The following is a 21,646-nucleotide window of genomic DNA, read 5'->3' as shown; positions in this document are numbered from 1 at the left end:
CGCCAGCGTTCGTCCTGAGCCAGGATCAAACTCTCCGAAGAAATGTTTGACTTGCTCATTTGCTTTTAGAGTGTGTGCTCACTATTTTAAAACGTCGGCGCTTAGTTTTGTTCAGTTTTCAAAGAGCAATTACGATGTATTATTTTGTCGTTTCTCGCAAGAGGCGACTTCTATAATTTATCACATCTTAAGTTATTTTGTCAACAACCTTTTTTAAAAATTTCTTTCGGTCTGTTTCAGTAAATAACTTGTTGTCTCAGCGACATGTATTAATATATCATGGTTAAAAAATGATTGCAATATATTTTTAATACTTTTTTCAAAAAATATTCATGCCCCTAATTAGCCTTACAATAACTGCTATTCCTGCAACACTCACTAAAAGGCAGTGCAACTTTCTTATCTTATCCTTTTAACCGCTATTTGACTATAACTTTCCTTAAAGGCATCTCTTTCCGCTGATTGTCTTGGGCAAGATGTTAACTAGCATACTCCGCATGGATTACGCATACATTTTATAAATCACAATTTGAGGTGTAGCAATGATTCCTTCTATCGGACTAGTAATCTCTTACTTAATGGCTTTGTACTTATTTAACGTGGCTTATTTCGAAGCAATTAAAATCAGCAATCAAGAAGGAAAAGTAAATGGCACACTGTTAATCATGAGTGCCGCTATGGCCATGGTATTCACAGAGTTTACTATGGTATTCCACAGTCAATCTTTTGGATAATATAAAAAGAAAACGCAGCAAGCCCCAAAAGCTTGCTGCGTTTTCTTTTTTTGATTAACCGGATTTCGCTTCCAGACCTTCTGCATCTTTTTCTTTGATCTTACTTTTATTTGTTTCAGCCAGAAACAAAATCAAAGCAGCCAGAATGATAGCTCCCCCTGTTATTTGAGGCCACTTTACATGTTCACCCAGAAGAAAATACGCTAAAATAGACGCGCCGACTGGCTCAAGAAGAATTGCCATAGATATAACAGTCGTACTGATCCATTTTAAGGACCAATTAAAAAGCGAGTGCCCGAGAAGGTTCGGAAAAACAGCCAATAATATAAAATACAGCCAATCGAGCGGCGGATAAGGACCCAGATCCTCTCCTGATAACAGCACATAAAGAAACAATGTGACTGTACTGGCTGTATAAACAATAAAAGTATAGGTTCCAGAGGATATTCTTTGTCTTACATTCTGCCCAAATAGCAAATAGGCGGTTACCAGCCCGCAGGCCAGCAAAGCAAGGATATCACCCCACAGCGCCATGCCGTTTAACCGAAAGTCACCCCAGCTTATAAGTGCACATCCGCAAATAGCTACCGCTCCGCTCGCTATCGTTTTAAACGAGAAGCGTTCTTTAAAAAAGAAGTATGCACCAGCAAAAGCAAAAATAGGCTGGACAGTGACAAGAACAGTCGAACTTGCTACAGATGTAAAGTTGAGCGATTCAAACCACAGAATGAAATGAAACGCTAGAAATACTCCAGCTGCTGCAGCATAAATGGCATCTCGCTTTTTGACCAGGAGAATTTCAAAACGGTACTTCGTAATAAAAATCGGCAGCATCAGCAGCACTGTGAATAACAGCCGGTAAAACGCAATGACCCCTGACCCGGCTGTCGATGCCATTACCAGTATTGCAGAAGCAGAAACAGATAGCACTCCAATCATTAAAGCAATATAGGGATTTATTTTAGGCTCCTGCATGACAATTCCTTTCTGAACACTCAGCAATTGAATTCATTTTATAGATGAACAGATTTAATTCTGCAGTCTGAAAAATATGTACAGCCGTGCCTTCTGGAAAGAAGTTATGCAATTTTCCAAAAAAACGCCGTGTGAAAAAGCTCATTTTCTAAAAGAAGTGAGCTTTTTTTGGGAATATGAATTCATTCTGGCACTTAAAGGGTTAAAAATTCATCTTCAAAATAAAAAGTAGTAGGGTTTTCCTTGATGGTATACGAATATTTTTTCATGTTGGCAACATATTGCCATTTATTAATGGTAACTGTTTCTCCAGACGTTTTTAATTTCACTTTTTCTCCGGTTTGGTACTTGTTTTTAACTGCCACAATTACACCTCTTCTTTATAAGTAGAAATAATTCCATAGTCTGCGTGCATTTTTGCCAAATCAGCCAGTCATAAAGCAGGTTAAACATATAGCTCAAAGTCCCGGCAGGAAATTCCAGCTGCATTTCCGGGATAGAGCGTTACTTTTACTATTATAAAGTGATAGCCGGCATTAAAGGTATTAACAGACGTCTCCTTTAAACCCTCATTTAGACAAAAGGCGACACCATTCCTCCAATCCACTTTCATTAATAATTTTGCCCTAAAAGTATACTCAATCTCTATTTTACCATTATTGCACCAAATAATCTTTTATATAAATAAACAAATGTCAGGATAAAGCAAAATTACATCCTAAAAAAAGCCTTCCTCCCTGTACTGGCAGTACATGCAGGATAAAAAAAAAACATCCGATTAATCGGATGCATATTTCATTATGCCGTGTAAATAGACGCTATCTTCCTTCTCGACATACTCCCGTAATTTAATTTTCCCTTCTGACTCAAGCTCTTTGGCTATGGCTTGAATCTTACTTCCATCTTCTAGAGTGCTTTTAGGAATTTCTACTGAAAAAAAATTCCCTCCGCTGGCATTTTGCATATTTTTAAATAACGAAATTTTATCCATTGGACATCCCCTTTACTATCTTTTCGGCAAACAAGGAAAATATCCTTCTTTTGCAGCGGATACTGGCTAATTTTACATTCTTCTGCCATGCCGCAAAAGCGGATTCCATAATACAGGCTTCGCTGGCAAGCCAGGAAATCCGGGTACAAGATTAACAGATCAAAAAATAAAAGACCCTTGGGAATCCAATCCCAAGGGTTCTAAGAAAGATGGAGCATAGCGGGATCGAACCGCTGACCTCTACGCTGCCAGCGTAGCGCTCTCCCAGCTGAGCTAATGCCCCGTATGTATCAGGTACAATTTATATTTTATCTTTTTTTTGTAAAAAGTCAATACTTTTTTAAGTGAAAATCTGCAGACAGATTTCCTGCTGGATATTTAACCATCATTTACAAAGTATTCTTTCCCGGAAAGAAGGAAGATTAAAAGTATACCAACAAAGGAGGTGAAAACACATGTCAAACCGCAGTGGTGGAAGAAATCAATTATTGGTTTCAGGTGCTGAACAAGCTCTTGAACAAATGAAGTACGAAATCGCTTCTGAATTCGGTGTACAGCTTGGAGCAGATACTGTTTCTCGCGCGAACGGATCAGTAGGAGGCGAAATCACTAAGCGTCTTGTAGCTACAGCTCAGTCTCAATTAGCTGGACAATCAGGAACTTTTGGTACTCGTTAATCTAACTGAATAATATGGCATTGGCTACCTGTTTTCAGCAGGTAGCCTTTCTCAAAATAAAGGCTCATCCTAGGCGGATGAGCATGTCTTACCTATGCAGCACTTTTTAAGGCTTTATCTGCTTTCTTCTTCTTTTTTGATCCTTTGAAATGCTTATCAAGTAAATTGGATGCCAGGCGGGCCGAAATATTGAAAATCAGCACCATAATAATAAGGACTGCAGCAGACCTTGTCGCAATTAAACGCGCGTCCGGAACTATTCCTTCAGAATTCAGCTTCCAGATATGAACAGCAAGTGTTTCTGCCGGCCTGAAGATGTTAAAGGGATTAACAGGACTTGACAGATCAGCAGCAGAGTTTAACATCGGTGTCGTGAGCCCTGCCGTATAAATTAGAGCAGCCGCTTCCCCGAATACTCTTCCCGCTGTCAAAATGATGCCTGTAATGATTTCACGTGAAGCAAACGGAAGTGATACCTTCATTAATGTCTGCCATCTCGTTGCTCCCATTCCCAGACTCGCTTCCTTTATGTTTGAGGGTACAGTGCTTATGGCCATTTCACAAATCCTCGATAAGCTGGGCAGATTGAGTATAGTAATAACAAGTGCTCCTCCTATCAGTGTGTAGCCCCACTTTGCCAATGTTACAAAGATCAGCAATCCAAAAAGTCCGACTACAATAGAAGGAAGAGATGCCATCGTTTCTATGCAAAGTCTTACAAAGTTCAAAAATCTTCCTTTTTTTGCGTACTCAGCCAGGTAGATTCCAGCTCCGAGCCCTAATGGAACTGAAATGATCAATGAAAGCACAAGCAGATAAAACGAGTTAAAGAGCTGCGGGCCAATGCCGCCTCCTGCCATCGTATTGCTCGGTGTGCCAAAGAGGAAATCCGGATCCCAAAATCCCCAGCCCAGTGCCATGATTTTTCCGACCAAAAATACAAGCAGTGTGATGACCGCAACAGCAACGATATAAAATATTCCTGTCCAGATATTATTTATAACCCGCGCTTTATTTTTCATGCTTGTTCCGCACCTCTTTTTCCGATCATTCTGATGATGAAAATAAACAAGAAAGAAATAAGCAGCAAGATCATAGCCAATGTCCATAATGCGTTATTCCACGCTGTGCCATTAAGCGTGTTGCTCATATCCATAGTGAGGATACCAGTTAAAGTTGCAGTTGGGCTATAAAGGCTGTCGGCCATTTTGACTGTATTTCCGATAACCATTTGAACGGCAAGGGCTTCACCGAATGCTCTCGCCAGACCTAGCACTATCGCTGTTAATATACCCTTTTTGGCTGCAGGCACGATAATTCTGCTAATAGCCTGCCAGCGTGTGGAGCCAAGCCCATAGGAAGCTTCCAGATATTCAAATGGAACACCCTTTACAGCATCATCGGCAATGCTTGCAATAGTAGGCAGGATCATAATGCTCAGCACAATAATTCCTGCAATCAGACTGAATCCTACTCCGCCAAATTGGTCACGCAGCAGCGGAACCAGTATGGTAACACCCAAAAATCCGTATACTACCGACGGCACCCCAACAAGAAGCTCAAGTACCGGTTTTAAAACTTTCGAACCGAATTTCGGTGCAATGTAATTATTAAAAACGGCTAATCCAATAGCCACAGGCGTACTGAGCACAACCGCACCTATTGAAACAAAAGCAGACCCCATTATGAATATTAGCGCACCATAAGATTTGTCTGCAGGATCATTAGGACTCCAATTTTTAGACGTGAGCATTTCTGCAATTGAAAGATGGCTTTGCAGGAATGACTGAATGCCCTTGCCGCATATGAACACAATAATGGATAATGTGGTCAGCACAATCAGCAGTCCGCAAATCGTTACAAGTGTTCGTCCAAGGTATTCACTCGTAACATAGTTTATTGATTTTTTCCCCTTCATCCCGAGAACCCCCTTACCATTGACTGCAATGAAAGAAGGCTGACTGTCACAGCCAGCCATTCCAGCAATTTTTATTTTAAGTCTGACATTGGAATATAACCCATTTCTGTAACCTTATCTGCAAATTTATCTCCTGTTACATAATCAATGAAGCCTTTAATGCCGTCTTTAGGATGGCCATCTGTAATCATGTACTCATAAGACCAGAATGGATATTTTTTATTCACGATATTATCTGAAGTTGGTTCAACATCGTTAATTTTTAACGTCTTTAGGCTGTCCTTTTTATCTCCTACTAAATAGGATAGGGCAAGGTAACTGATAGAACCTTTTGTAGAGTTTACTGATTGCTCAACTGCACCATTTGAATCTTGCGCAGTACCGATGCTGTCATCAATCTTAACTCCGGCCATCATTGTTTTTTCAAAAGTTGCACGTGTACCGGATGATGCCGGGCGATTTATCACATTAATTTTTTCATCTTTTCCGCCAACTTCTTTCCAGTTCTTGATTTTGCCTGAAAAGATTCCTTGGATTTGATTTTCTTTTAAGGTTTCTACTGAAACATCTTTATTTACAACTAACGCAAATCCGATTCCAGCTACTTTAGTATCTACAAGCTTGTCGGCTTTTGATTTATCTTCTAATTTATCGGCTGAAGGAACATCAGAATTCCCGATATTCACAGCGCCGGCTGCTACTTGATTAACACCTGTTCCGCTTCCGCCGCCTTGAACAGTTACAGAGAGATCAGGGTATGTTCCTTGAATTTCATTGGCTGCTTCTTCAGCTAAAGGCTGAAGTGCTGTTGATCCTGCTGCAGTAACAGTTCCTGAGTAAGCTGTTTTATTATCATCAGCTTTTTTGGCATTATCACTGCCTTTTGAATCATCAGCTTTTCCGCATCCTGCAAGTGCTCCTGCCATTACTAGAGCAGCCATAGATAATTTCAAACCTGTAATCTTCATTAAATTTCCCTCCGTTAATAGCTATTTATCTTTCTAGTACTTTGTACTCTCTTTGGGGTACAATCTCATCTTAATGGTCAATTGTTATGCCAATATGAACTCACTTTGAATTCTATGTAAATATTTTTACTATTGTTTTAAGACAGACTCATGGCTAAAAGACGCCTTCCTAATTAAGAAACCCAAAGTTATCGGGTGGGGACAGCCTTTATTTCATCAGAAAAAAACCTGTGAATATTAGTCATTACTTTACATGAAGTTTACAATCCGAACACTTATGGCAGGAGTGCCATTTTTTATGCATAAAAAAAGAAGGCTGCAGACAATATCTGCAGCCTTCTCTACTATGCTATTTACTGTCCTTGAATATAATCCATGTCTTGAATGATGATTTCAGCAAATTCTTTATCGATGAATATCTTTTTCAGTGTTCTTACTTCAGTTTCAAGGGCCTTTAGCTTCTGCTCTATCACTTTCTGTTTCTTAGCTTGCTGGATAGAAGCAATCTGTGCCTGCAGGCTTTTTGCAATTCCTTTATTCTCGAATTTGCCCTGTTTGACTCCTATGTCAATTAGTTCATCAAGATGGTCTATGTCGATCTTTGACTCTAGCGTATATGTTTCTGTTATTGTATTTCCCGCTTCGTCCTCAGCGGTGACTCGAAGTTTATGTTTTCCTGCTGTTAAATCCAATGGAGAAACAGCCTGCAAATCTGAAATCACTGTATTATCCAGTATATATTTAACCGATTTTACTCCGCTAAGCTGATCTGCTGCTGTAATTTTCACAGGTATCGCTGAGTCTGTCTGGTAAAATGATACCTGTCCATCCAGCGTTATTTCCGGGGCATGCATGTCGATCCAGACCTGGACGGATTTCACGCTTTCCACATTGCCTGCTAAGTCATAAGAACGGAATTCTACTATATTCTTCCCTTCATCTGAAATGGCAGCATAGCCATTTGAAACTGTCCACTCTCCGCCATTAACTCTGTATTCGGTCCTGGCAACTCCTGTACCGCTGCCATCATTAGCGGAAAAGGCAATTTGAACAGTTTCCTTATTGTAAACACCCGCTCCAAGCTTGCCGCTGCTTGTAACTGATGTAACTGGCGGGGCAGAATCTGCAGACTGTATCTGTTCTATTGATAATGGTTTTAATTGATAAGCACCATTAAAAATAGAAGAAATCCCTGTAATGTTGACCTGGGAACCTGCTGGATACAATTGTGTTAAACGGTCATAAGAAATGCCTGTCCTGCCGTCAATTCGCACAATGGTTTCCTTTCCTTCGGGACTCGCTGCCGTAAATTGAAAAGTGCCTGAACCATTAGCAGGATCATATTTTACTATTTTAAGATTTTCCAGCGTGATAAGCTGCCCTTGATTTTCGTTATTCACAGCATCTTGTACACGAGGATCAACGCTTGCTGTTCCCGTCTTTTTCAGAGAAACAGGGTCTGTCAGCTCCACTTCAGAATTATAGGTTTTCTTAACTGCAGTTATCTGGACTTTGTCTCCTTTATGGTATCCCGCTTCATTTTGGTACACATATGTCCCGCCGGAGGCATCTTGCAGATAAAAGCCCATTCCTCCGAACACTCCTGGTTCAGAAGTAATCGTTCCTTCAACGGTAACAAGTGTGCCATCCGCGCTTTCTCTTGCATCAGTAACAGATATTGCATCCGGAATAGCAGGCTTGTCCTCAGGAAGCGGTTCTGCCGGCACATCCGCAATTGTTACCGCTTCTGTAACTGCGTTATTGCTGCCTTGCTTCAGTCTTAAGCTTGCAGCACCTTTTGTTCCATTAATATGAACGGTCAGGTCTTTATAAGCTTTTCCCTGGTCATTTGCCGTAACGGAAAAATCAGAGCTGTAGCCCTCCGTCTTAGGCCAGGAGCCATCTTCATTTTTCACCTTAGCAATCTGTGTCCCGCCTGATAAATATATGCCCAGCTTTAAGCCTGAAACTGTTTGTCCCGGGTTCAAGCCGCTCAATGAAACTCTTATTTGAAAATCCTGTGATGAAGGCAATGTGCTTTGGTGAATTAGGCTGTATGCAGGATTTGCTGCAGGTGTCTGGGATGAACCATATGATCCTGGCTTGAAGGTGGAAGGATCATACCATTTGTACCCTGCTTGAGGCTGTGACCACGGCTCAGCCTGAGGTTCTGTTGTCGTAGCAGGATCTTCGTTTTCCGCTTTAGCGGCATCAAGAATCAATGGAGTCTTCTGATCCAGTTCGATTCCAGCCTGGCTGAAGTTTGTATAGCTTTCCTTTTTAGCAAGCCATTCAACTGTCTGCACAAGGAATGTGCTGTCGTTTGCTTCTTTAAATCCATCATAGGTAGTTTTCTTTTGTCCCGTTTCCTCTCTCAGGTATTTCGGTGAGGCATCCTCTACAGGAGAAGAATCTCCAATGAATGCAGCTTTTCCGCCGCCAAGTTTGGAAATTGCCGCAAACGGCCCCTCTGCTTTTCCGCCTCCGCTGTAAACTCCCTTATCAACAGCCGAGCCCCAGGAAGGAGGATTTTGCGGAAGATAAACCAGACCCTTTGCTTTTGAAGGATCTAAAACAGCCAAAGTAGAACCGGCATGGACTGCTACTGACTTCACACCTTCTGTAATGCCAAAAGACTGTGCAGGAGCTGAAATATCCGACGCATTCACATCTCCTACTGCATTATAGCGGAAACGGATTCCAAAGTTGCTTGCCATCCAATCCGAGCTTTGCACCCCTTGCATCGCCGGGGAATTGGCTTCTTCCTGAGTCATCCCTTTTGAAGGATTATCAAATGCCCCGCGCCGGTAGCCATTCATTACTTCAGATGCATCCCAGCGATTTTTATTGCGGTCAGCATTATAATGGTCTGCAATGAAAAAGATGCTTCCTCCGCTTTGCACATATTGGATCATGGCATCCTGCTCTGATTTTTTATAAGGAATATTTGCTTCACCAATTACGAATACATCATAGTCCTTAAGTTTATCAAAGGTAACGGCCTGTTCACCGTAGTTAAAAGGAATATTGCGGGATAATTCCGATACAGCGAAGCCTTTTTCCTTTAAGCCATTAGCAAAATCCGAGAATCCCCCATCAATCACCCAATCCGCTGCTCCGGATGTCTGGCCATGAGTATTGTCAAAAAGCACCTTTTTTCCAGTGCCATCCGGCAGCACATTGTCAGCAGCTGCAGCATGGACATTCGAAGGCGCAAAGCCAAGCGCATTCGCAGCCACCATGAGTGTTAAAACCGCAATAGTAAGCCACTTACCGTTAAACCATCTCTCCATTCGTGAATTCCTCCTGAAATTTTTTTGTATTCAACTTGATTATACTTAGTAATAATGTCAATTTCTTCATTAAATTGAATATTAAATTTTGAAGGTTCAGAATAAAGTAGTCTTTTTGATTCTTGTTTTTGCCGTAATAGGCAAAAGGACCCTTCTTCTTCTATATGAAATAGATTGTCCAAAAAAGTGATACTGTTTACCTCACACATGGCAAATAAAAAAGCGCTGCTAAAAGAGCGCTTTTCCTGGCATTCAAATTAAAAAGTGTTATAAACGTTTTGGCAGGTGTCTGCTGTCGGTTCATAAAAGCAATGAAGCTTGTAGCGTCCCACAAAGGGCTGATTGTACCATTGAGAAGGACAATTAGCCGGCGGCCTGAAATACCATAAGCTGTACTTGCCCGGCCACTGCTGTTCTCCATTAATGCTCCTCCGCGCCAGGCGCCTTTCCTTTTCCCTCGCACGCTGATAGAAATATCCATGTATCGTGGCTTCAAAGGCATGCGGCTGATAAACCATTTGCGGGATTGTTCGCAATCCTTTAAAATCTGAACAATTGGCCCTGATTCTGTTAATGCCGACATTGCCGACCAGAAGCATTCCTTTAACTCCCTCTCCTTCCCCTTCAGCCCTGAGCAATCGTGCTAAAAGGTCAATATCTGCTGTTGTCGCTTTTACGACTGCCATGATGCAACGCCTCCTGTCTAAACCATTTATATGGATATTTACTAAATGAATGACAGAGGATAAGCAGTTTTTTTATCCCATTTTAACAAGCAATAAAAACCACACAGTCAAAAATGGACATCCGATGTCAATGAGCTCCTTCTTATGGCAGGTATTCGAAAATAAACATATTGTGCCTGCGCATGGAGAAAAAGGAATAAAATTACATCTACATACTTTTTATTTGTTTCTATAGGCATTATGATTAATTTAGGCTCTTTTCTTAAAGATTGTTGTTTTTTTAATTTGTTATGTGAGGCGTTCCCATTGTCAAGTCAGGCTGATTGGAGCGTTAGGTGCGAGACTCCTGCGGGATGAGCAGAACAGGTGAGACCCCCGCAGGCGCAGCCGAGGAGGCTCAACGGCTGCCCCGCGGAAAGCGAGCATCCTGGAACGGAAATCAACCACCTTGTCTCATAGCAACAAAGTTTACGAAAACAGCCTTAATTTAAAACATCTCAATGAAAAGGAGGCGCGGGATGGCGGATTCACGGAGAAAGAAGAAAAAAAAAGAAGAAGAAGAATCCTTTCTTTCTGAATTATTTGGAGAGCTTGTCGGATCACTGATTGAATATGTCATTTTTTGGCCATTTAAGCTGGCTGGAAGGGCTATCGGAAAACTTCTGGGAGGATTTTGGAACTAAAATAAAAAGCCCAACTGGCATATATCCTCCCTTTTTGGCATCCTGCTTAATGGGGTGCCTTTTTTTATCATTCAATATATCTATTTTACGGAGGTTTTCTTTACAAATTAGCCAATAAGATATACTATTATCAAATAATATTAATAGAATATTATAATAATTTTTTCATGTTCCAGAGCGATTTTATTAGACTTGCCTCAGTTAAGTTAAGCTTAAGCTTGATTTTGAACCAATGATGATTTTAGCCGAATATGGTGACTCTTGGAGGAAAAGCAGATTTAGGGAGATCGATTTGAAAAGGCTTACATAATCAAGGATTACGATAGCTATGAATTGATATTAAAACTGGACATGCATCTCTCCTCGTATTAATGTAACACTAATATACTATATTACATAATTGAAAGAAAAGGTGAAGGCTATGAAAAAGAACATCGATGACTCTCTTTTGCAGAGAGGCTTGGAACAAAGGCATATCACCCTTATGTCTTTAGGGGCGGCAATAGGAGTCGGATTGTTTCTCGGTTCGTCATCTGCTATTAAATTGGCAGGTCCGGGAATTCTCTTGTCTTACACTGTCGGCGGAATCATCATTTACCTTATAATGAGGGCCCTTGGCGAAATGGCGGTCAAAAATCCTGTTGCAGGATCCTTCAGCCGTTATGCCCGGGAAACCATCAGCCCGCTTGCAGGTTTTATAACCGGATGGAATTACTGGTTCTTATGGATTGCCACCTGCATGGCTGAAATTACGGCAGTAGGCATTTACATGCAATTCTGGTATCCCGGGACACCTGAATGGGTATGGGCGCTTGCAGCACTTATTTTAATGACACTTATTAATTTCCTGGCAGTCAAGGCATACGGGGAATTGGAATTCTGGTTTTCACTTATTAAAATTGTCACAATCATTTTAATGATAGCCATCGGCCTTGGCATGATTATTTTCGGAATCGGAAATGGCGGACATGCCTTGGGATTCAGTAACCTTTATAAAAATGGCGGATTCTTTCCGCATGGACTGAAAGGAGTGCTTTTATCCTTCCAGATGGTCATGTTTGCTTATCTCGGGGTAGAAATGCTTGGAGTCACGGCGGGCGAAGTAAAAAATCCGAAAAAAGCGATAAGAAAAGCCATCGATACAGTATTCTGGAGAATTCTCATTTTTTACGTGTTCTCACTGACTGTCATTATGTCCATTTATCCCTGGGACGAAATCACTGCCCGCAATAGCCCGTTTGTCTTGACCTTTGAGAAAATCGGCATTCCGGGAGCAGCAGGCATTATTCAGTTTGTTGTACTTACGGCAGCACTTTCCTCCTGCAACAGCGGGATATTCAGTACAGGAAGAATGCTATTTAATCTTGCACAGCAGGGAGAATCGCCAAAAGGCTTCAAACGGACTAATAAAGGCGGCGTTCCGGGCCTTGCTGTCATTGTTTCGTCAGCCGTGCTATTGATCGGGGTATACTTAAATTACATCCTTTCCAAGCATGTGTTCAGCTATGTAACCTCTATTGCGACATTTGGGGCCATCTGGACTTGGGGAACTATTTTGGTCACCCAGATGGTATCAAGGCATAGGATGAGCGCTGAAGAAAAGAAGATGCTTCAGTACAAGATGCCGTTTTACCCTTACTCTTCATATATCTCGCTTGCGTTTTTGCTGTTAGTGACCATATTATTGGGATTCTCAAAAGATACGAGGATTGCTTTAATTATCGGGCCGCTCTGGATCGGGCTTTTAGTAGTCATCTATTATGCGGCCGGACTTAAGAATCGGAGCCATCAGGCAGCAGCAGCAGAAAAGTAATAAGAAGCCCCCGCTTTAATGAGCGGGGGCTTTCTTATTACTTCTTTATCCAGTGCCTAGCCCCTCGAGGTCATAAGGTATGTATGCAGTGAAGGCAAAACTTCTAACCAGCTTTATAGTTTGGCTAGTGCCATATTTTTCGGCAGGACGGTGTTTGTTAATATTAATGTTTCACGCAGTCGGGCCAGATTGTAGGAAGATCCCTCCATGATAGAGGTGTCCAAATATGCCGGGTGGCACATCACTTCAACAAGGGCATTGTCGGATACTTTTTCATGAAGCTTATTAAAGTAATCCTCTGTTGCTCCTTCTCCATAAAAGTCATCTAAAAAGACGTCAGAAAAATAGGATACCCCTTCCTGCCCGTTTCCCGTTTTCCGGAGCGGCAAACCGTATTTCTTTGAAAGCAATTCAGTAACAGGCATGATTTCCTTTGTACCGTGCATATGGTGATGGCTGTCAAGATGGGTGGGCTCTAAACCGGAGGAAAGGAAAGCCTCAATTTGAGCAGACCATTCCCGTTCTATTTCATCCAGTGAAAAGCTGCCCTCTTTTAATAGCTGTGACTGTTTCTTAAAATTACCGTTTTGATCCGTCAAACTCCTCACATCCTTCAGCAGCGGACTGCCGCAGGTTAAGACAAGATGGATGCCTGTCTTTAACGAAGGATGCTCTTTCGCAAGCTGAATGGCATGTTCGGTTCCTTCCATATTCATCATCATTGTCGCAGAATTCACGATGCCAAGAAGGTGACTGTCGAGTATCCCATAATTCACACCTCTTGAGTATCCAAAATCATCTGCATTCACTATTAAATGAATCATTTCCCCACTCCCCGCCGTATAGCTATTCTGCAAAAAAACAGTAACTTTGACAGATATTCTGCACCCGGCAGGCATTTTCCTCCAAGACTCGCATTTTCTTTAAAATGATATACGCATGTATAGCCGTTTTAAACAGACAAAAGACATTCCTTTTTGGGAATGCCTTTAATCAATTATCGTTATTCCGCCATTTTCTTTTCAGAAAAGCAAAAGCGGTTTCTTCCATTGGCCTTGGCAGCATACAGTGCCTGATCTGCTAATTTCAATACCTCTTCAGGGTCTTTTCCATCCAATGGCTAAATAGCCCCGCCAATACTGCATCCTATTTGTATCAACTGGCCTTCAATTATAAACGGCCTATTTAAAACAGAGATGACCTCTTGGGCAAGCTGTCCTGCTTTTTCACGAGGCTGTTTCTGTTCATGCTCTATGGCAGCAACAAATTCATCTCCGCCAAGCCTGCAAAGACAGTCACCCTGCCGCAAGGTTTTTCTTATCCTCACCGCGGCCTGCTTTATTAACAAATCTCCAGTATGATGTCCAAAGCTGTCATTAACCGCCTTGAAACCATCAAGATCAAAGAAAAGAAATGTCAGTGTATGCCCTTTCAGATCCTGCTCTTTCTTTAGTTTTTCCATATAAAGAAGTATGGATATCCTGTTTGGCAGTCCTGTAAGCCCATCACGATAGGCAAGCATCTCCATTTCCCCAAGCTGAGTTTCTTTCTTGCTAAGGGATAACACCATCTCCCGCATTGAAGCGGAGAGGATCTCAATATCTTTTATTCCTTTCATGACAGGAATTTCTATACTATTTCCGGCACTTACCATTTTTGCTGCAGAGGTAAGGGACTGCAGGGGCTTTGATATTCTCCCTGCCATTGCCCAGCTCAATAGGGCGAAGATAACACTTGAAGCTGCACCTAGGAATATAATGAATCTTTGAAGATCTTCAGCCCGGGTAAATGCAGCAGCTTCAGGCTGGCGCACAATGACAGACCAGCCGAGCCCCGAATAGTTCTTGTAACCCTTGCTTTTTGCAAAACCTGTAACATATTTTTTTCCGTCCGGCTAGGTTACAGATTCCCAATTATGCCCAGCTCCCTGCTTGAGGTTCAGCGGTTTGCCTTCCATATTTTTAGGGCCGAGCAGGATAATGTGTTCTTTAGAGCTGATAATGAAAATGTCTATCCCTTTTCTCTTGCCTTGGAGCGGCCTTATGATGTCATTTTTTACTTCTCTTGACCATGTCCAGCTCAGGTGGGCAGCGAGCACACCCTTAAACCTGTTTTGCCTGTCCCTTATCGGTGTGCTGATATCAACAAATTGCAGCGGCTCTCCATTCGGGTTTGGCAATATCTTAGATAAAAGTACGGCGTCATGGACATCACCTATATACGGCTTTTTGACGGCATTTTTGAATACTGGACGTTCCGAGATATCTTTATTCGCCAAAATACGGCCGGTAGCTGCTCTTACTACTCCTTTATCATCCGTAATGCCGACCTAGGAAAATGAAGGGATGCTTTTTTTCAGCTGATTAAGCAAATGCTCATCTCTATAATCTCCGGCATGCTGTTTTTGTGTTAAAAGTTCACTTAGAACTTCCACTTCACTGTATCTCGACCACATAAAGTAATCTAGTTTATCTGCCATCTGAAAGGCAGCCTCATAAAGCGAATTCCCCGCCTCCCCCTTAAGCTGAGAAGTCGTCCTGTTTGAAATGGCACTGCTTAAAATTGCACTAAAAATAAAGATAAGAAAAGCAAAGCTAATAGCAAAAATCGTTCTTAGTTTCATAGACACAGGTACATTTCTCCAATTTCTTTTTTCTAAATCAATTGTCAGCAGACATGCTTCATGGAGCCTGTGCTGTACCTTCCAGGCTCTCTTGGGCATATTTTATTCATTCTTAAAATCTTTCATTTTTAAATGACGGCAAGGAAGTCGGGAAAGCTATTAAAAATTCCGTTCCCTCTCCTATCCCGCTTTGAACCCTGATGCTTCCGTTCAAGGCGCGGATGATTCCATAAGAAACCATCATGCCAAGGCCGGTTCCTTTCGAGCCCTTCGTAGAATAATATGGCTCTCCTAATCTTTTAAGCTGTTCTTTGTTCATTCCGCACCCGGTATCCTTGATCCTAATGTCAATCTGTTTTTCTGAGTAGTTTGTTTCGATGGTCAATTTTCCGCCATTAGGCATTGCCTCAATTGCATTTTTTATCAAATTTAGAAAGCATTGATGAAATTTCTGGCGATTTCCCTGAATGGTCCCCACTACTGCAAATTCAGTAATGATTTCAATTGAAAATTGATTCGCAAGAGGCTGTAAAACGTTTATGACATGCCTTAGCTCTTTTTTTACATTCACCTCTTCCATATATTCAAGCGCAGGTTTGGAAAAGGTCAGATAATCCTGGATGACTCTTTCAGCAGATTTCAATTCATCTTTTACCAGGGAGAGATACTGATTTCTTTTCACTGTGCTCACTGATGATTCCTGAAGAAGCTGTACAAACCCAATTGCTGCGGTTAGCGGGTTCCTGATTTCATGTGATATGGCAGCACCCATTTGTTCAACCGCCTGCAGCTTTTCAGCTTTAATAAGCTGCTGATACATATGCAGATTTTTAATGACAAATTCAATGGAATAAGAAATCATAAATACGCCAAGCGGAGGAACAGCCATGTATGCGAAATACACATCCACCCAATTATAGCGGGGATGAAGGTATCCCAGCGGAACTAAAGTCAAAACACTGATAAGAACAGTAAGTGATACAGAAAAACCTATACGCTTCCTGGGACCCTGTTTCCAAAACCAGGGGTAAAGCTTCCATAAAATCACTGCCAGAGGCACATAGAAGCCAAGAGTAAAATAAAAGCCCTGATTGACTCCGTAAAAGAAGCGGATCAAGATGACAGCCAAAGAAGCAAGCGGCCCAATTCCTAAATAAAGGCCGCCTATCACTATAGGGACCTCTCTTAAATCAAACAGGATGTTTGGTGCTGCTTCATACGAAAAATACAAGCACATCCACAGGGATGCAATGAACCAAATAATAGCAGACGACTTCGAAAAGGGCATTTCCCTTCTCCTATCTGACCAAATCAAGTAAATGAACAAAAAAATAAATAATATCACAAGCGTAAAGAAAAAATGCTTTGTCATTTCCATTCTGATCACCGCCTAAAGAGGTTCTTATGGAAAAATTCTACAGGTTTTTTCAATCTAGGACAATCCTATAATAGGTTATGTCGAATAATATTTTTTCCGCCATGATTGGCGAAGCAAATTCTTCTGCTGCAGTTTTAACAGCAATCATGATGAAAAACATAAAAAATACTCTTTCTTTGCTGAATGGAAACTTGTTTTGTCGCCTTGGAAGGAACTTGAAGGTTCTTAGAGAACTAAATGTTCTAAGGAGGGATCTTATGAATACAGTTGCAGCAGCAGAGTTATTAGGAGTTTCACCAAGGACCATCCAGCGCTGGGTGAAGCAGTTTAATCTCAAGATGGAGAAAAACGAACTGGGGCATTATTCGTTTACCGAGGAGAACATTAATCAATTAAGAGAAATACACGCTCAATCAGCAAATCCTGTTTCCCCTGCTGATCATAAAGATAACGAAAAGCCTAGAAGAAAAGGAAAAATTGAAGCATCTGAAGAAAGCCGCATTGCTGAAAATCTTATGGCCCGGTTCAATGAAATGGAATCAAGGCTCGAATCAAAGGCAGATTCTGTAGTCACTTATCAAATACTCCAGCATCGGCGGGAAATAGAAGATTTGCAAAGCCAGATCAAAGCACTGACTAAACGCCTGGAAAAAGCTGAAAATGCTGAAAAAGGCACTTCTGCATCATCCGCTGGGGATATGGCCATTTTTGACAGCGGCAGCCCGCAGAAGAAACAAAAAAAGAAAAAGCTGCTTAGCACCCTATTCAGCTTTTGAAAGCACAGCCCTTTTATAGTGCTGTGCTTTCCCCTTTCATTAACGCATTGGCTTCAGCATTTTTTTCCTATATAAAGCAAATGTGATGAAATGCCTAATATATACGGATCTGATGCTTTTTCTACAATCAATCTTCTAACCTTGCTTAATTCTTCCTGTCCTGCCTGCTCCCAATAATTCCAGCTTTCCTGACTGAGGGCTGCACCAACGTTGGACCCAATCAGTTCCAAGGTCTGAAAACCATTGGACTCCATAAACGGCTTTATTTCCTCCAGTTCAAAATAATAAACTCCTGTGAATCGTCCTGAATCAGCATGATTGAACAATCCGGTCGAATTAAACTCGTTAATGGAATCCATCGTGTGATTTGGCTTCCATGAAAGCGGATTTTGCAGGGAAGTAATCAAATGGCGAACCCTTGACATGCATGCCACAAAGACAATTCCGTCTTTTTTCGTGACTCTGTGAAGCTCACGGACAGCCTGGATTCTGTCCTGTTCCTTCTGCAAATGATATAGCGGGCCAAGCATAAGTGATGCATGATAAGTATTTTCAGGCAAGCCTGTTAACTGTCTGGCATCTCTTGCATAAAACCCTTCAAACTGATGTAATACATTCTGTTCCTTCGCTTTTTCCTGTGCAGTCTCTACCATCTTGGGAGTCAGATCGGTTAAAGTTACCCTGTATCCCTCACCCGCAAGCTTAAGTGCATATTTCCCTGGCCCGGCCCCATTATCCAGCACCCGTCCCTTTTTAAGCAGGTGCTTTTTTATATAGTGCCAATTAACCTGGAACTCCAGAGGTTCCCTGTCAAGGCGCCCCCACTCATCATAATTACTATAATAGGAAATTACGTTATCTGTTATATCCATTTTCATCCTCCCCTAATTGTGAGCATTGTTTGCATATAATGGTATTCTGCTAAATAAATGGATATCCTTTATTTCCTTATATTTCCAATATTATTTTTGCTTCGATTTTCTTGTTTTGACCAATTTTTGAGGAGGCTGCTTTCTGATCCATTTTATATACTTTTTAATTTCCTCATCATCCTGCAGTAATCCAATGGTATACATCCGTACAGCCAATTCTTTATTTGAATACATAGCATGTATTTGTTTGTGGCAGGGTTTGCACAATAAAGCCGTTGGCAGATGGCTTCCCCCTTCTTCCCTTGGTGTTAAGTGATGAATGGTCAGTTCTGTATGATTCCTTCCGCATAATTCACACTTGCCGTTCAAATTCCATCATCCCTCTCCGTGAATTATTAAGTGAAACCTCCATCATGGAGGGAATCATCTCATCACTGCTTCAGATCCTTCGAATAACACTGTCTTGACGCTATCTTAACTGCCATGAAGCAGGAAAAGGTATATGCAGGTATACCATGAGTATTGCCCTCATCCTTTACTTAATGCCTGTAAGAGGAATGGCTCTATCCTAAAGCCCTATTCTGATAAGATGCCCATCTGCTCATAGTAATGAAAAATTGACTTAGGGCAGCTCCTTCTCTACTATCTTAATGAATGGCTCTGTTAAACCTGCCTGCTGATCTATGCTTAAGGCGCTCTTTCACCAGGCAGTTCTTCTCTTGCATCTGCCGTGTCTTCCTTAACCCGCTTTCACGCAGTCTGCACCTATCGAACTAATCATCATTATTACTTCATATACAACTGAGCTTAACAGAGCATAATGAATAAAAGTTTTGGAGGAACGGCCCGTATGAGTCAGTCACTACTGCAAATGAACACGATCTTTATCAGTATTTTAATAGAAGCACTGCCATTCATCTTATTGGGAGTCTTAGTTTCCGGTGTGATACAGATTTTCGTCACCGAAGAAATGATTGCAAAAATCATACCAAAAAACCGTATTTTATCTGTTATTGTATCCACCCTGCTTGGAGCTCTGTTTCCAGCATGCGAATGCGGCATTGTTCCGATTGCAAGACGCTTAATATCCAAAGGAGTGCCGCTTCATGCAGCGATCGGCTTTATGCTGACAGGTCCTGTCATTAATCCCATCGTCCTTTTTTCCACCTTCATTGCCTTTGGAAACAACTGGAAAATGGTGCTGTACCGCGGAGGCATTTCCTTTTTGGTTGCATTGATTGTCGGACTTATTATTTCTTATCAATTCAAACAGCCCCAATTGAAACATGAACATGTATCCCATGTTCATATGGATACCTTTAAGTCTAAGCTTATGGCGATGCTCAAGCACTCTATTGAAGAGTTTTTCTCGGTAGGAAAATACCTCATCATAGGGGCACTGATTGCCGCAGCCGTCCAGACGTTCCTTAAAACATCTGTACTGCTTGATATTGGGCAGGGCCGGGTATCCGGCAACATGGTCATGATGGCCATGGCCTATGTGCTGTCTCTTTGCTCTGAAGCGGACGCCTTTGTTGCCAGCTCATTCAGGAGCACCTTCTCCACAGGCTCGCTGGTAGCCTTCCTTGTGTTCGGTCCCATGCTCGACATTAAAAATACCATTATGCTTCTCGGCACCTTCAAAGTGAAATTTGTCCTTTATCTGACGCTGTACATCATCCTTTCAGTCCTTGGCCTTACTTTATTGTTTAAATTTTAACGAGGTGTTTTTTATGATTCGGTTACTTATCTTAATTGGCTTTACTTTTTTATTCATGCATTTGCATGCCTCTGGAAATATTTCGAAATATATTAACATGAAATATGCCTATATCTCGGAAACAGCCATCTACATTTTGGCTATTTTCACCTTGATCGGATTATATCTATATGTAAAAGAAGATGACAAAAAAACGTGCAGTGATGATTGTCATTGCGGCAGCGATCATACCCATGAAAGCAAAGGCTGGAAGAAATACCTGACATATATATTATTTCTGATTCCAGTTTTCACAGGGCTTTTCCTTCCTGTTGCAACGATGGATTCAAATATCGTCGCAAAAAAGGGATTCCATTTCCCTGTCTATAATGACACAGACCAGTACAGCCAGCATCAATTTCTCCAGCCCAATACCAGTCTTTACTATGGGACAGACGATTATCAGACCCTTATGGACCGTTCATTGAAAAAGCTTGATAAAAAGGAAAAGCTTGAATTGAATGACAGCAACTATCTGACTGATCTTGAAACCATCTATAATTATCCTGGGGATTTCACGGGCAAGACCGTTAAACTGATTGGTTTTGCCTACCATGCTGAGGATGTGGCAAAAAATCAGATCTTCCTGTTCCGATTTGGTATCATACATTGTGTTGCCGATTCGGGCGTGTTCGGTATGCTGGTCGATCTCCCTGAAAACATAAAAACCAAAAATGATGATTGGCTATCTGTCACAGGTGAATTAGATACCGTATATTATCAGCCATTTAAAAAAACAATCCCTATTCTTAAGGTAAAGTCCGTCCAGACAATCTCAAAGCCGGATGATCCTTATGTGTACAGAAAATATTAATACTATGAAAGGGAGGCAGGTACAATGCTTACAATGATGCTTCAGGAGCAGTTCGAGCAGCACCGCGACACAGAACAGGCTGTGCCGATGAGCAAATATATGAAAAACCTGTTCCCTTTTTTAGGAATTAAAACTCCACTGAGAAACGAACTAACCAGACAATTTTACTCTGAAACAGAAATATTAATGAAACCCTTTCTTCCCGAGCTTGTTCTTGAGCTTTGGGAAAAATCTGAGCGTGAATATCAATATGCGGCACTGGACTATATCAGCAAAAAGCTGAACGTGCTGTCAAAAGAACATTTCCCCCTTCTAGAACAGCTTATTACAGAAAAATCCTGGTGGGATACAGTAGATGCGCTGGCAGCAAAGCCTGTTGGAAAATTGGCTATCCATTATCCGGAACTGATTGCTGAGCACCTAGATGAGTGGAGCACCTCCGATCATCTTTGGCGCAAGCGGACTTCCATTCTTTTTCAGCTAAAATATAAACATCAAACAAACGAAGAACTGCTTTACAGGTATATTCTGCAAAATGCAAACAGCAGGGAATTCTTCATTCAAAAAGCTATAGGATGGGCACTGCGCGAGTATTCCAAAACAGCACCTGACTCAGTAAGACAATTTATCAGTACCCATACATTGGCCATGTTAAGCATACGCGAGGGCAGCAAATATCTATAGCC

At 41.5% G+C, this 21,646-nt stretch carries 23 protein-coding genes, 1 tRNA gene and 1 pseudogene; 9 read left to right on the top strand and 16 right to left on the bottom strand.

Annotated features, from left to right (window positions below; all coding sequences use genetic code 11):
- The first annotated feature begins 542 nt into the window (after window positions 1–542).
- Window positions 543–734, top strand: a complete 192-nt coding sequence (locus BM126_RS07660; protein WP_090988943.1) for a hypothetical protein — start codon at window positions 543–545, stop codon at window positions 732–734.
- Between the two features lie 54 nt (window positions 735–788).
- Here the strand turns inward: BM126_RS07660 and BM126_RS07655 are convergent, their stop codons facing one another.
- From BM126_RS07655 to BM126_RS07645, 4 genes are all read right to left on the bottom strand, one after another.
- Complete coding sequence (locus tag BM126_RS07655; protein ID WP_090988942.1) at window positions 789–1,709, bottom strand: DMT family transporter; 921 nt, start codon at window positions 1,707–1,709, stop codon at window positions 789–791.
- A gap of 194 nt (window positions 1,710–1,903) precedes the next feature.
- Window positions 1,904–2,074, bottom strand: coding sequence for a hypothetical protein (locus BM126_RS22260; protein WP_170846107.1), 171 nt, complete (start codon window positions 2,072–2,074; stop codon window positions 1,904–1,906).
- A gap of 413 nt (window positions 2,075–2,487) precedes the next feature.
- Entirely contained in the window at window positions 2,488–2,700 is a 213-nt protein-coding gene (locus BM126_RS07650) for a hypothetical protein (protein WP_071350853.1), read from the bottom strand.
- A 210-nt stretch (window positions 2,701–2,910) separates the two neighbouring features.
- Window positions 2,911–2,983, bottom strand: a tRNA-Ala gene (locus BM126_RS07645).
- 172 nt (window positions 2,984–3,155) lie between these two features.
- On the opposite strand from BM126_RS07645, the gene BM126_RS07640 reads away from it, so the two are divergent.
- Entirely contained in the window at window positions 3,156–3,377 is a 222-nt protein-coding gene (locus BM126_RS07640) for an alpha/beta-type small acid-soluble spore protein (protein WP_090988941.1), read from the top strand.
- A gap of 92 nt (window positions 3,378–3,469) precedes the next feature.
- Here BM126_RS07640 and pstA read toward each other — a convergent pair whose 3' ends face one another.
- The 5 genes from pstA to BM126_RS07615 form a co-directional block, all read right to left on the bottom strand.
- Window positions 3,470–4,399: a phosphate ABC transporter permease PstA gene (pstA, locus tag BM126_RS07635; RefSeq protein ID WP_090988940.1), complete on the bottom strand. Its 930-nt coding sequence runs from the start codon at window positions 4,397–4,399 to the stop codon at window positions 3,470–3,472.
- On the bottom strand, window positions 4,396–5,295 hold the full coding sequence (gene pstC / locus BM126_RS07630) for a phosphate ABC transporter permease subunit PstC (protein ID WP_090988939.1): 900 nt from the start codon (window positions 5,293–5,295) through the stop codon (window positions 4,396–4,398). The genes pstA and pstC overlap by 4 nt, the downstream gene beginning before the upstream one ends.
- 71 nt (window positions 5,296–5,366) lie before the next feature.
- A complete protein-coding gene (locus tag BM126_RS07625) occupies window positions 5,367–6,263 on the bottom strand; it encodes a phosphate ABC transporter substrate-binding protein PstS family protein (protein ID WP_090988938.1) in 897 nt (298 codons plus the stop codon).
- A 353-nt stretch (window positions 6,264–6,616) separates the two neighbouring features.
- Window positions 6,617–9,556, bottom strand: coding sequence for an OmpL47-type beta-barrel domain-containing protein (locus BM126_RS07620; RefSeq protein ID WP_090988937.1), 2,940 nt, complete (start codon window positions 9,554–9,556; stop codon window positions 6,617–6,619).
- A gap of 257 nt (window positions 9,557–9,813) precedes the next feature.
- Entirely contained in the window at window positions 9,814–10,242 is a 429-nt protein-coding gene (locus BM126_RS07615; protein ID WP_090988936.1) for a cell wall hydrolase, read from the bottom strand.
- Between the two features lie 518 nt (window positions 10,243–10,760).
- On the opposite strand from BM126_RS07615, the gene BM126_RS22255 reads away from it, so the two are divergent.
- A complete protein-coding gene (locus BM126_RS22255) occupies window positions 10,761–10,925 on the top strand; it encodes a hypothetical protein (protein ID WP_177201348.1) in 165 nt (54 codons plus the stop codon).
- A gap of 421 nt (window positions 10,926–11,346) precedes the next feature.
- Complete coding sequence (locus BM126_RS07605) at window positions 11,347–12,738, top strand: amino acid permease (protein WP_090988934.1); 1,392 nt, start codon at window positions 11,347–11,349, stop codon at window positions 12,736–12,738.
- A gap of 113 nt (window positions 12,739–12,851) precedes the next feature.
- Here the strand turns inward: BM126_RS07605 and chbG are convergent, their stop codons facing one another.
- A complete protein-coding gene (chbG, locus tag BM126_RS07600) occupies window positions 12,852–13,562 on the bottom strand; it encodes a chitin disaccharide deacetylase (RefSeq protein ID WP_090988984.1) in 711 nt (236 codons plus the stop codon).
- Window positions 13,563–13,666: 104 nt separating this feature from the next.
- On the opposite strand from chbG, the gene BM126_RS22770 reads away from it, so the two are divergent.
- Window positions 13,667–13,822: a hypothetical protein gene (locus BM126_RS22770; protein WP_256213010.1), complete on the top strand. Its 156-nt coding sequence runs from the start codon at window positions 13,667–13,669 to the stop codon at window positions 13,820–13,822.
- 12 nt (window positions 13,823–13,834) lie between these two features.
- Here the strand turns inward: BM126_RS22770 and BM126_RS23140 are convergent.
- From BM126_RS23140 to BM126_RS07580, 4 genes and pseudogenes are all read right to left on the bottom strand, one after another.
- Window positions 13,835–14,317: pseudogene (locus BM126_RS23140) on the bottom strand (diguanylate cyclase domain-containing protein); the annotation flags it as partial.
- Window positions 14,318–14,632: 315 nt separating this feature from the next.
- On the bottom strand, window positions 14,633–15,016 hold the full coding sequence (locus tag BM126_RS07590; protein WP_090988932.1) for a PDC sensor domain-containing protein: 384 nt from the start codon (window positions 15,014–15,016) through the stop codon (window positions 14,633–14,635).
- 51 nt (window positions 15,017–15,067) lie between these two features.
- Window positions 15,068–15,460, bottom strand: a complete 393-nt coding sequence (locus BM126_RS07585) for a hypothetical protein (RefSeq protein WP_090988931.1) — start codon at window positions 15,458–15,460, stop codon at window positions 15,068–15,070.
- A gap of 13 nt (window positions 15,461–15,473) precedes the next feature.
- The gene (locus BM126_RS07580; RefSeq protein WP_371261426.1) at window positions 15,474–16,733 is read right to left on the bottom strand and encodes an ATP-binding protein; all 1,260 of its coding nucleotides are present in this window, start codon (window positions 16,731–16,733) and stop codon (window positions 15,474–15,476) included.
- 263 nt (window positions 16,734–16,996) lie between these two features.
- Between BM126_RS07580 and BM126_RS07575 the strand changes: the two genes are divergently transcribed.
- Window positions 16,997–17,515 (top strand): MerR family transcriptional regulator, encoded by a 519-nt coding sequence (locus BM126_RS07575; RefSeq protein WP_090988929.1) that lies wholly within the window; start codon window positions 16,997–16,999, stop codon window positions 17,513–17,515.
- Window positions 17,516–17,568: 53 nt separating this feature from the next.
- Here the strand turns inward: BM126_RS07575 and BM126_RS07570 are convergent, their stop codons facing one another.
- Both BM126_RS07570 and BM126_RS07565 read right to left on the bottom strand, forming a co-directional pair.
- Window positions 17,569–18,387 (bottom strand): class I SAM-dependent methyltransferase, encoded by an 819-nt coding sequence (locus BM126_RS07570; RefSeq protein ID WP_371261417.1) that lies wholly within the window; start codon window positions 18,385–18,387, stop codon window positions 17,569–17,571.
- A gap of 90 nt (window positions 18,388–18,477) precedes the next feature.
- Window positions 18,478–18,756 (bottom strand): HNH endonuclease, encoded by a 279-nt coding sequence (locus BM126_RS07565; protein ID WP_090988927.1) that lies wholly within the window; start codon window positions 18,754–18,756, stop codon window positions 18,478–18,480.
- Between the two features lie 481 nt (window positions 18,757–19,237).
- Between BM126_RS07565 and BM126_RS07560 the strand changes: the two genes are divergently transcribed.
- Genes BM126_RS07560 through BM126_RS07550 form a run of 3 tightly spaced genes read left to right on the top strand, consistent with a single transcriptional unit; the run spans window position 19,238 to window position 21,644 of the window.
- Complete coding sequence (locus BM126_RS07560; protein WP_090988926.1) at window positions 19,238–20,107, top strand: permease; 870 nt, start codon at window positions 19,238–19,240, stop codon at window positions 20,105–20,107.
- Window positions 20,108–20,120: 13 nt separating this feature from the next.
- Window positions 20,121–20,960 carry a TIGR03943 family putative permease subunit gene (locus BM126_RS07555; protein WP_090988925.1) on the top strand — a complete coding sequence of 280 codons (840 nt, stop codon included), beginning with the start codon at window positions 20,121–20,123 and terminating at the stop codon, window positions 20,958–20,960.
- 24 nt (window positions 20,961–20,984) lie between these two features.
- The gene (locus BM126_RS07550) at window positions 20,985–21,644 is read left to right on the top strand and encodes a DNA alkylation repair protein (RefSeq protein ID WP_090988924.1); all 660 of its coding nucleotides are present in this window, start codon (window positions 20,985–20,987) and stop codon (window positions 21,642–21,644) included.
- Window positions 21,645–21,646: the final 2 nt, after the last annotated feature.

The sequence above is a fragment of the Bacillus sp. OV322 genome, from assembly GCF_900112495.1.
Lineage (GTDB): Bacteria > Bacillota > Bacilli > Bacillales > DSM-1321 > Peribacillus.
Note: the sequence above shows the minus strand (reverse complement) of the source record. Positions and strands in the feature narration are given on the sequence as shown.

Bases quoted from the DNA above. Each gene is read 5' to 3' on its own strand.
- BM126_RS07660 (WP_090988943.1), top strand. From the start codon at position 543: ATGATTCCTTCTATCGGACTAGTAATCTCTTACTTAATGGCTTTGTAC.
- BM126_RS07655 (WP_090988942.1), bottom strand. From the start codon at position 1,709: ATGCAGGAGCCTAAAATAAATCCCTATATTGCTTTAATGATTGGAGTG.
- BM126_RS07650 (WP_071350853.1), bottom strand. From the start codon at position 2,700: ATGGATAAAATTTCGTTATTTAAAAATATGCAAAATGCCAGCGGAGGG.
- BM126_RS07640 (WP_090988941.1), top strand. From the start codon at position 3,156: ATGTCAAACCGCAGTGGTGGAAGAAATCAATTATTGGTTTCAGGTGCT.
- pstA (WP_090988940.1), bottom strand. From the start codon at position 4,399: ATGAAAAATAAAGCGCGGGTTATAAATAATATCTGGACAGGAATATTT.
- pstC (WP_090988939.1), bottom strand. From the start codon at position 5,295: ATGAAGGGGAAAAAATCAATAAACTATGTTACGAGTGAATACCTTGGA.
- BM126_RS07625 (WP_090988938.1), bottom strand. From the start codon at position 6,263: ATGAAGATTACAGGTTTGAAATTATCTATGGCTGCTCTAGTAATGGCA.
- BM126_RS07620 (WP_090988937.1), bottom strand. From the start codon at position 9,556: ATGGAGAGATGGTTTAACGGTAAGTGGCTTACTATTGCGGTTTTAACA.
- BM126_RS07615 (WP_090988936.1), bottom strand. From the start codon at position 10,242: ATGGCAGTCGTAAAAGCGACAACAGCAGATATTGACCTTTTAGCACGA.
- BM126_RS22255 (WP_177201348.1), top strand. From the start codon at position 10,761: ATGGCGGATTCACGGAGAAAGAAGAAAAAAAAAGAAGAAGAAGAATCC.
- BM126_RS07605 (WP_090988934.1), top strand. From the start codon at position 11,347: ATGAAAAAGAACATCGATGACTCTCTTTTGCAGAGAGGCTTGGAACAA.
- chbG (WP_090988984.1), bottom strand. From the start codon at position 13,562: ATGATTCATTTAATAGTGAATGCAGATGATTTTGGATACTCAAGAGGT.
- BM126_RS22770 (WP_256213010.1), top strand. From the start codon at position 13,667: ATGATATACGCATGTATAGCCGTTTTAAACAGACAAAAGACATTCCTT.
- BM126_RS07585 (WP_090988931.1), bottom strand. From the start codon at position 15,460: ATGCCCAAGAGAGCCTGGAAGGTACAGCACAGGCTCCATGAAGCATGT.
- BM126_RS07580 (WP_371261426.1), bottom strand. From the start codon at position 16,733: ATGACAAAGCATTTTTTCTTTACGCTTGTGATATTATTTATTTTTTTG.
- BM126_RS07575 (WP_090988929.1), top strand. From the start codon at position 16,997: ATGAATACAGTTGCAGCAGCAGAGTTATTAGGAGTTTCACCAAGGACC.
- BM126_RS07570 (WP_371261417.1), bottom strand. From the start codon at position 18,387: ATGGATATAACAGATAACGTAATTTCCTATTATAGTAATTATGATGAG.
- BM126_RS07560 (WP_090988926.1), top strand. From the start codon at position 19,238: ATGAGTCAGTCACTACTGCAAATGAACACGATCTTTATCAGTATTTTA.
- BM126_RS07555 (WP_090988925.1), top strand. From the start codon at position 20,121: ATGATTCGGTTACTTATCTTAATTGGCTTTACTTTTTTATTCATGCAT.
- BM126_RS07550 (WP_090988924.1), top strand. From the start codon at position 20,985: ATGCTTACAATGATGCTTCAGGAGCAGTTCGAGCAGCACCGCGACACA.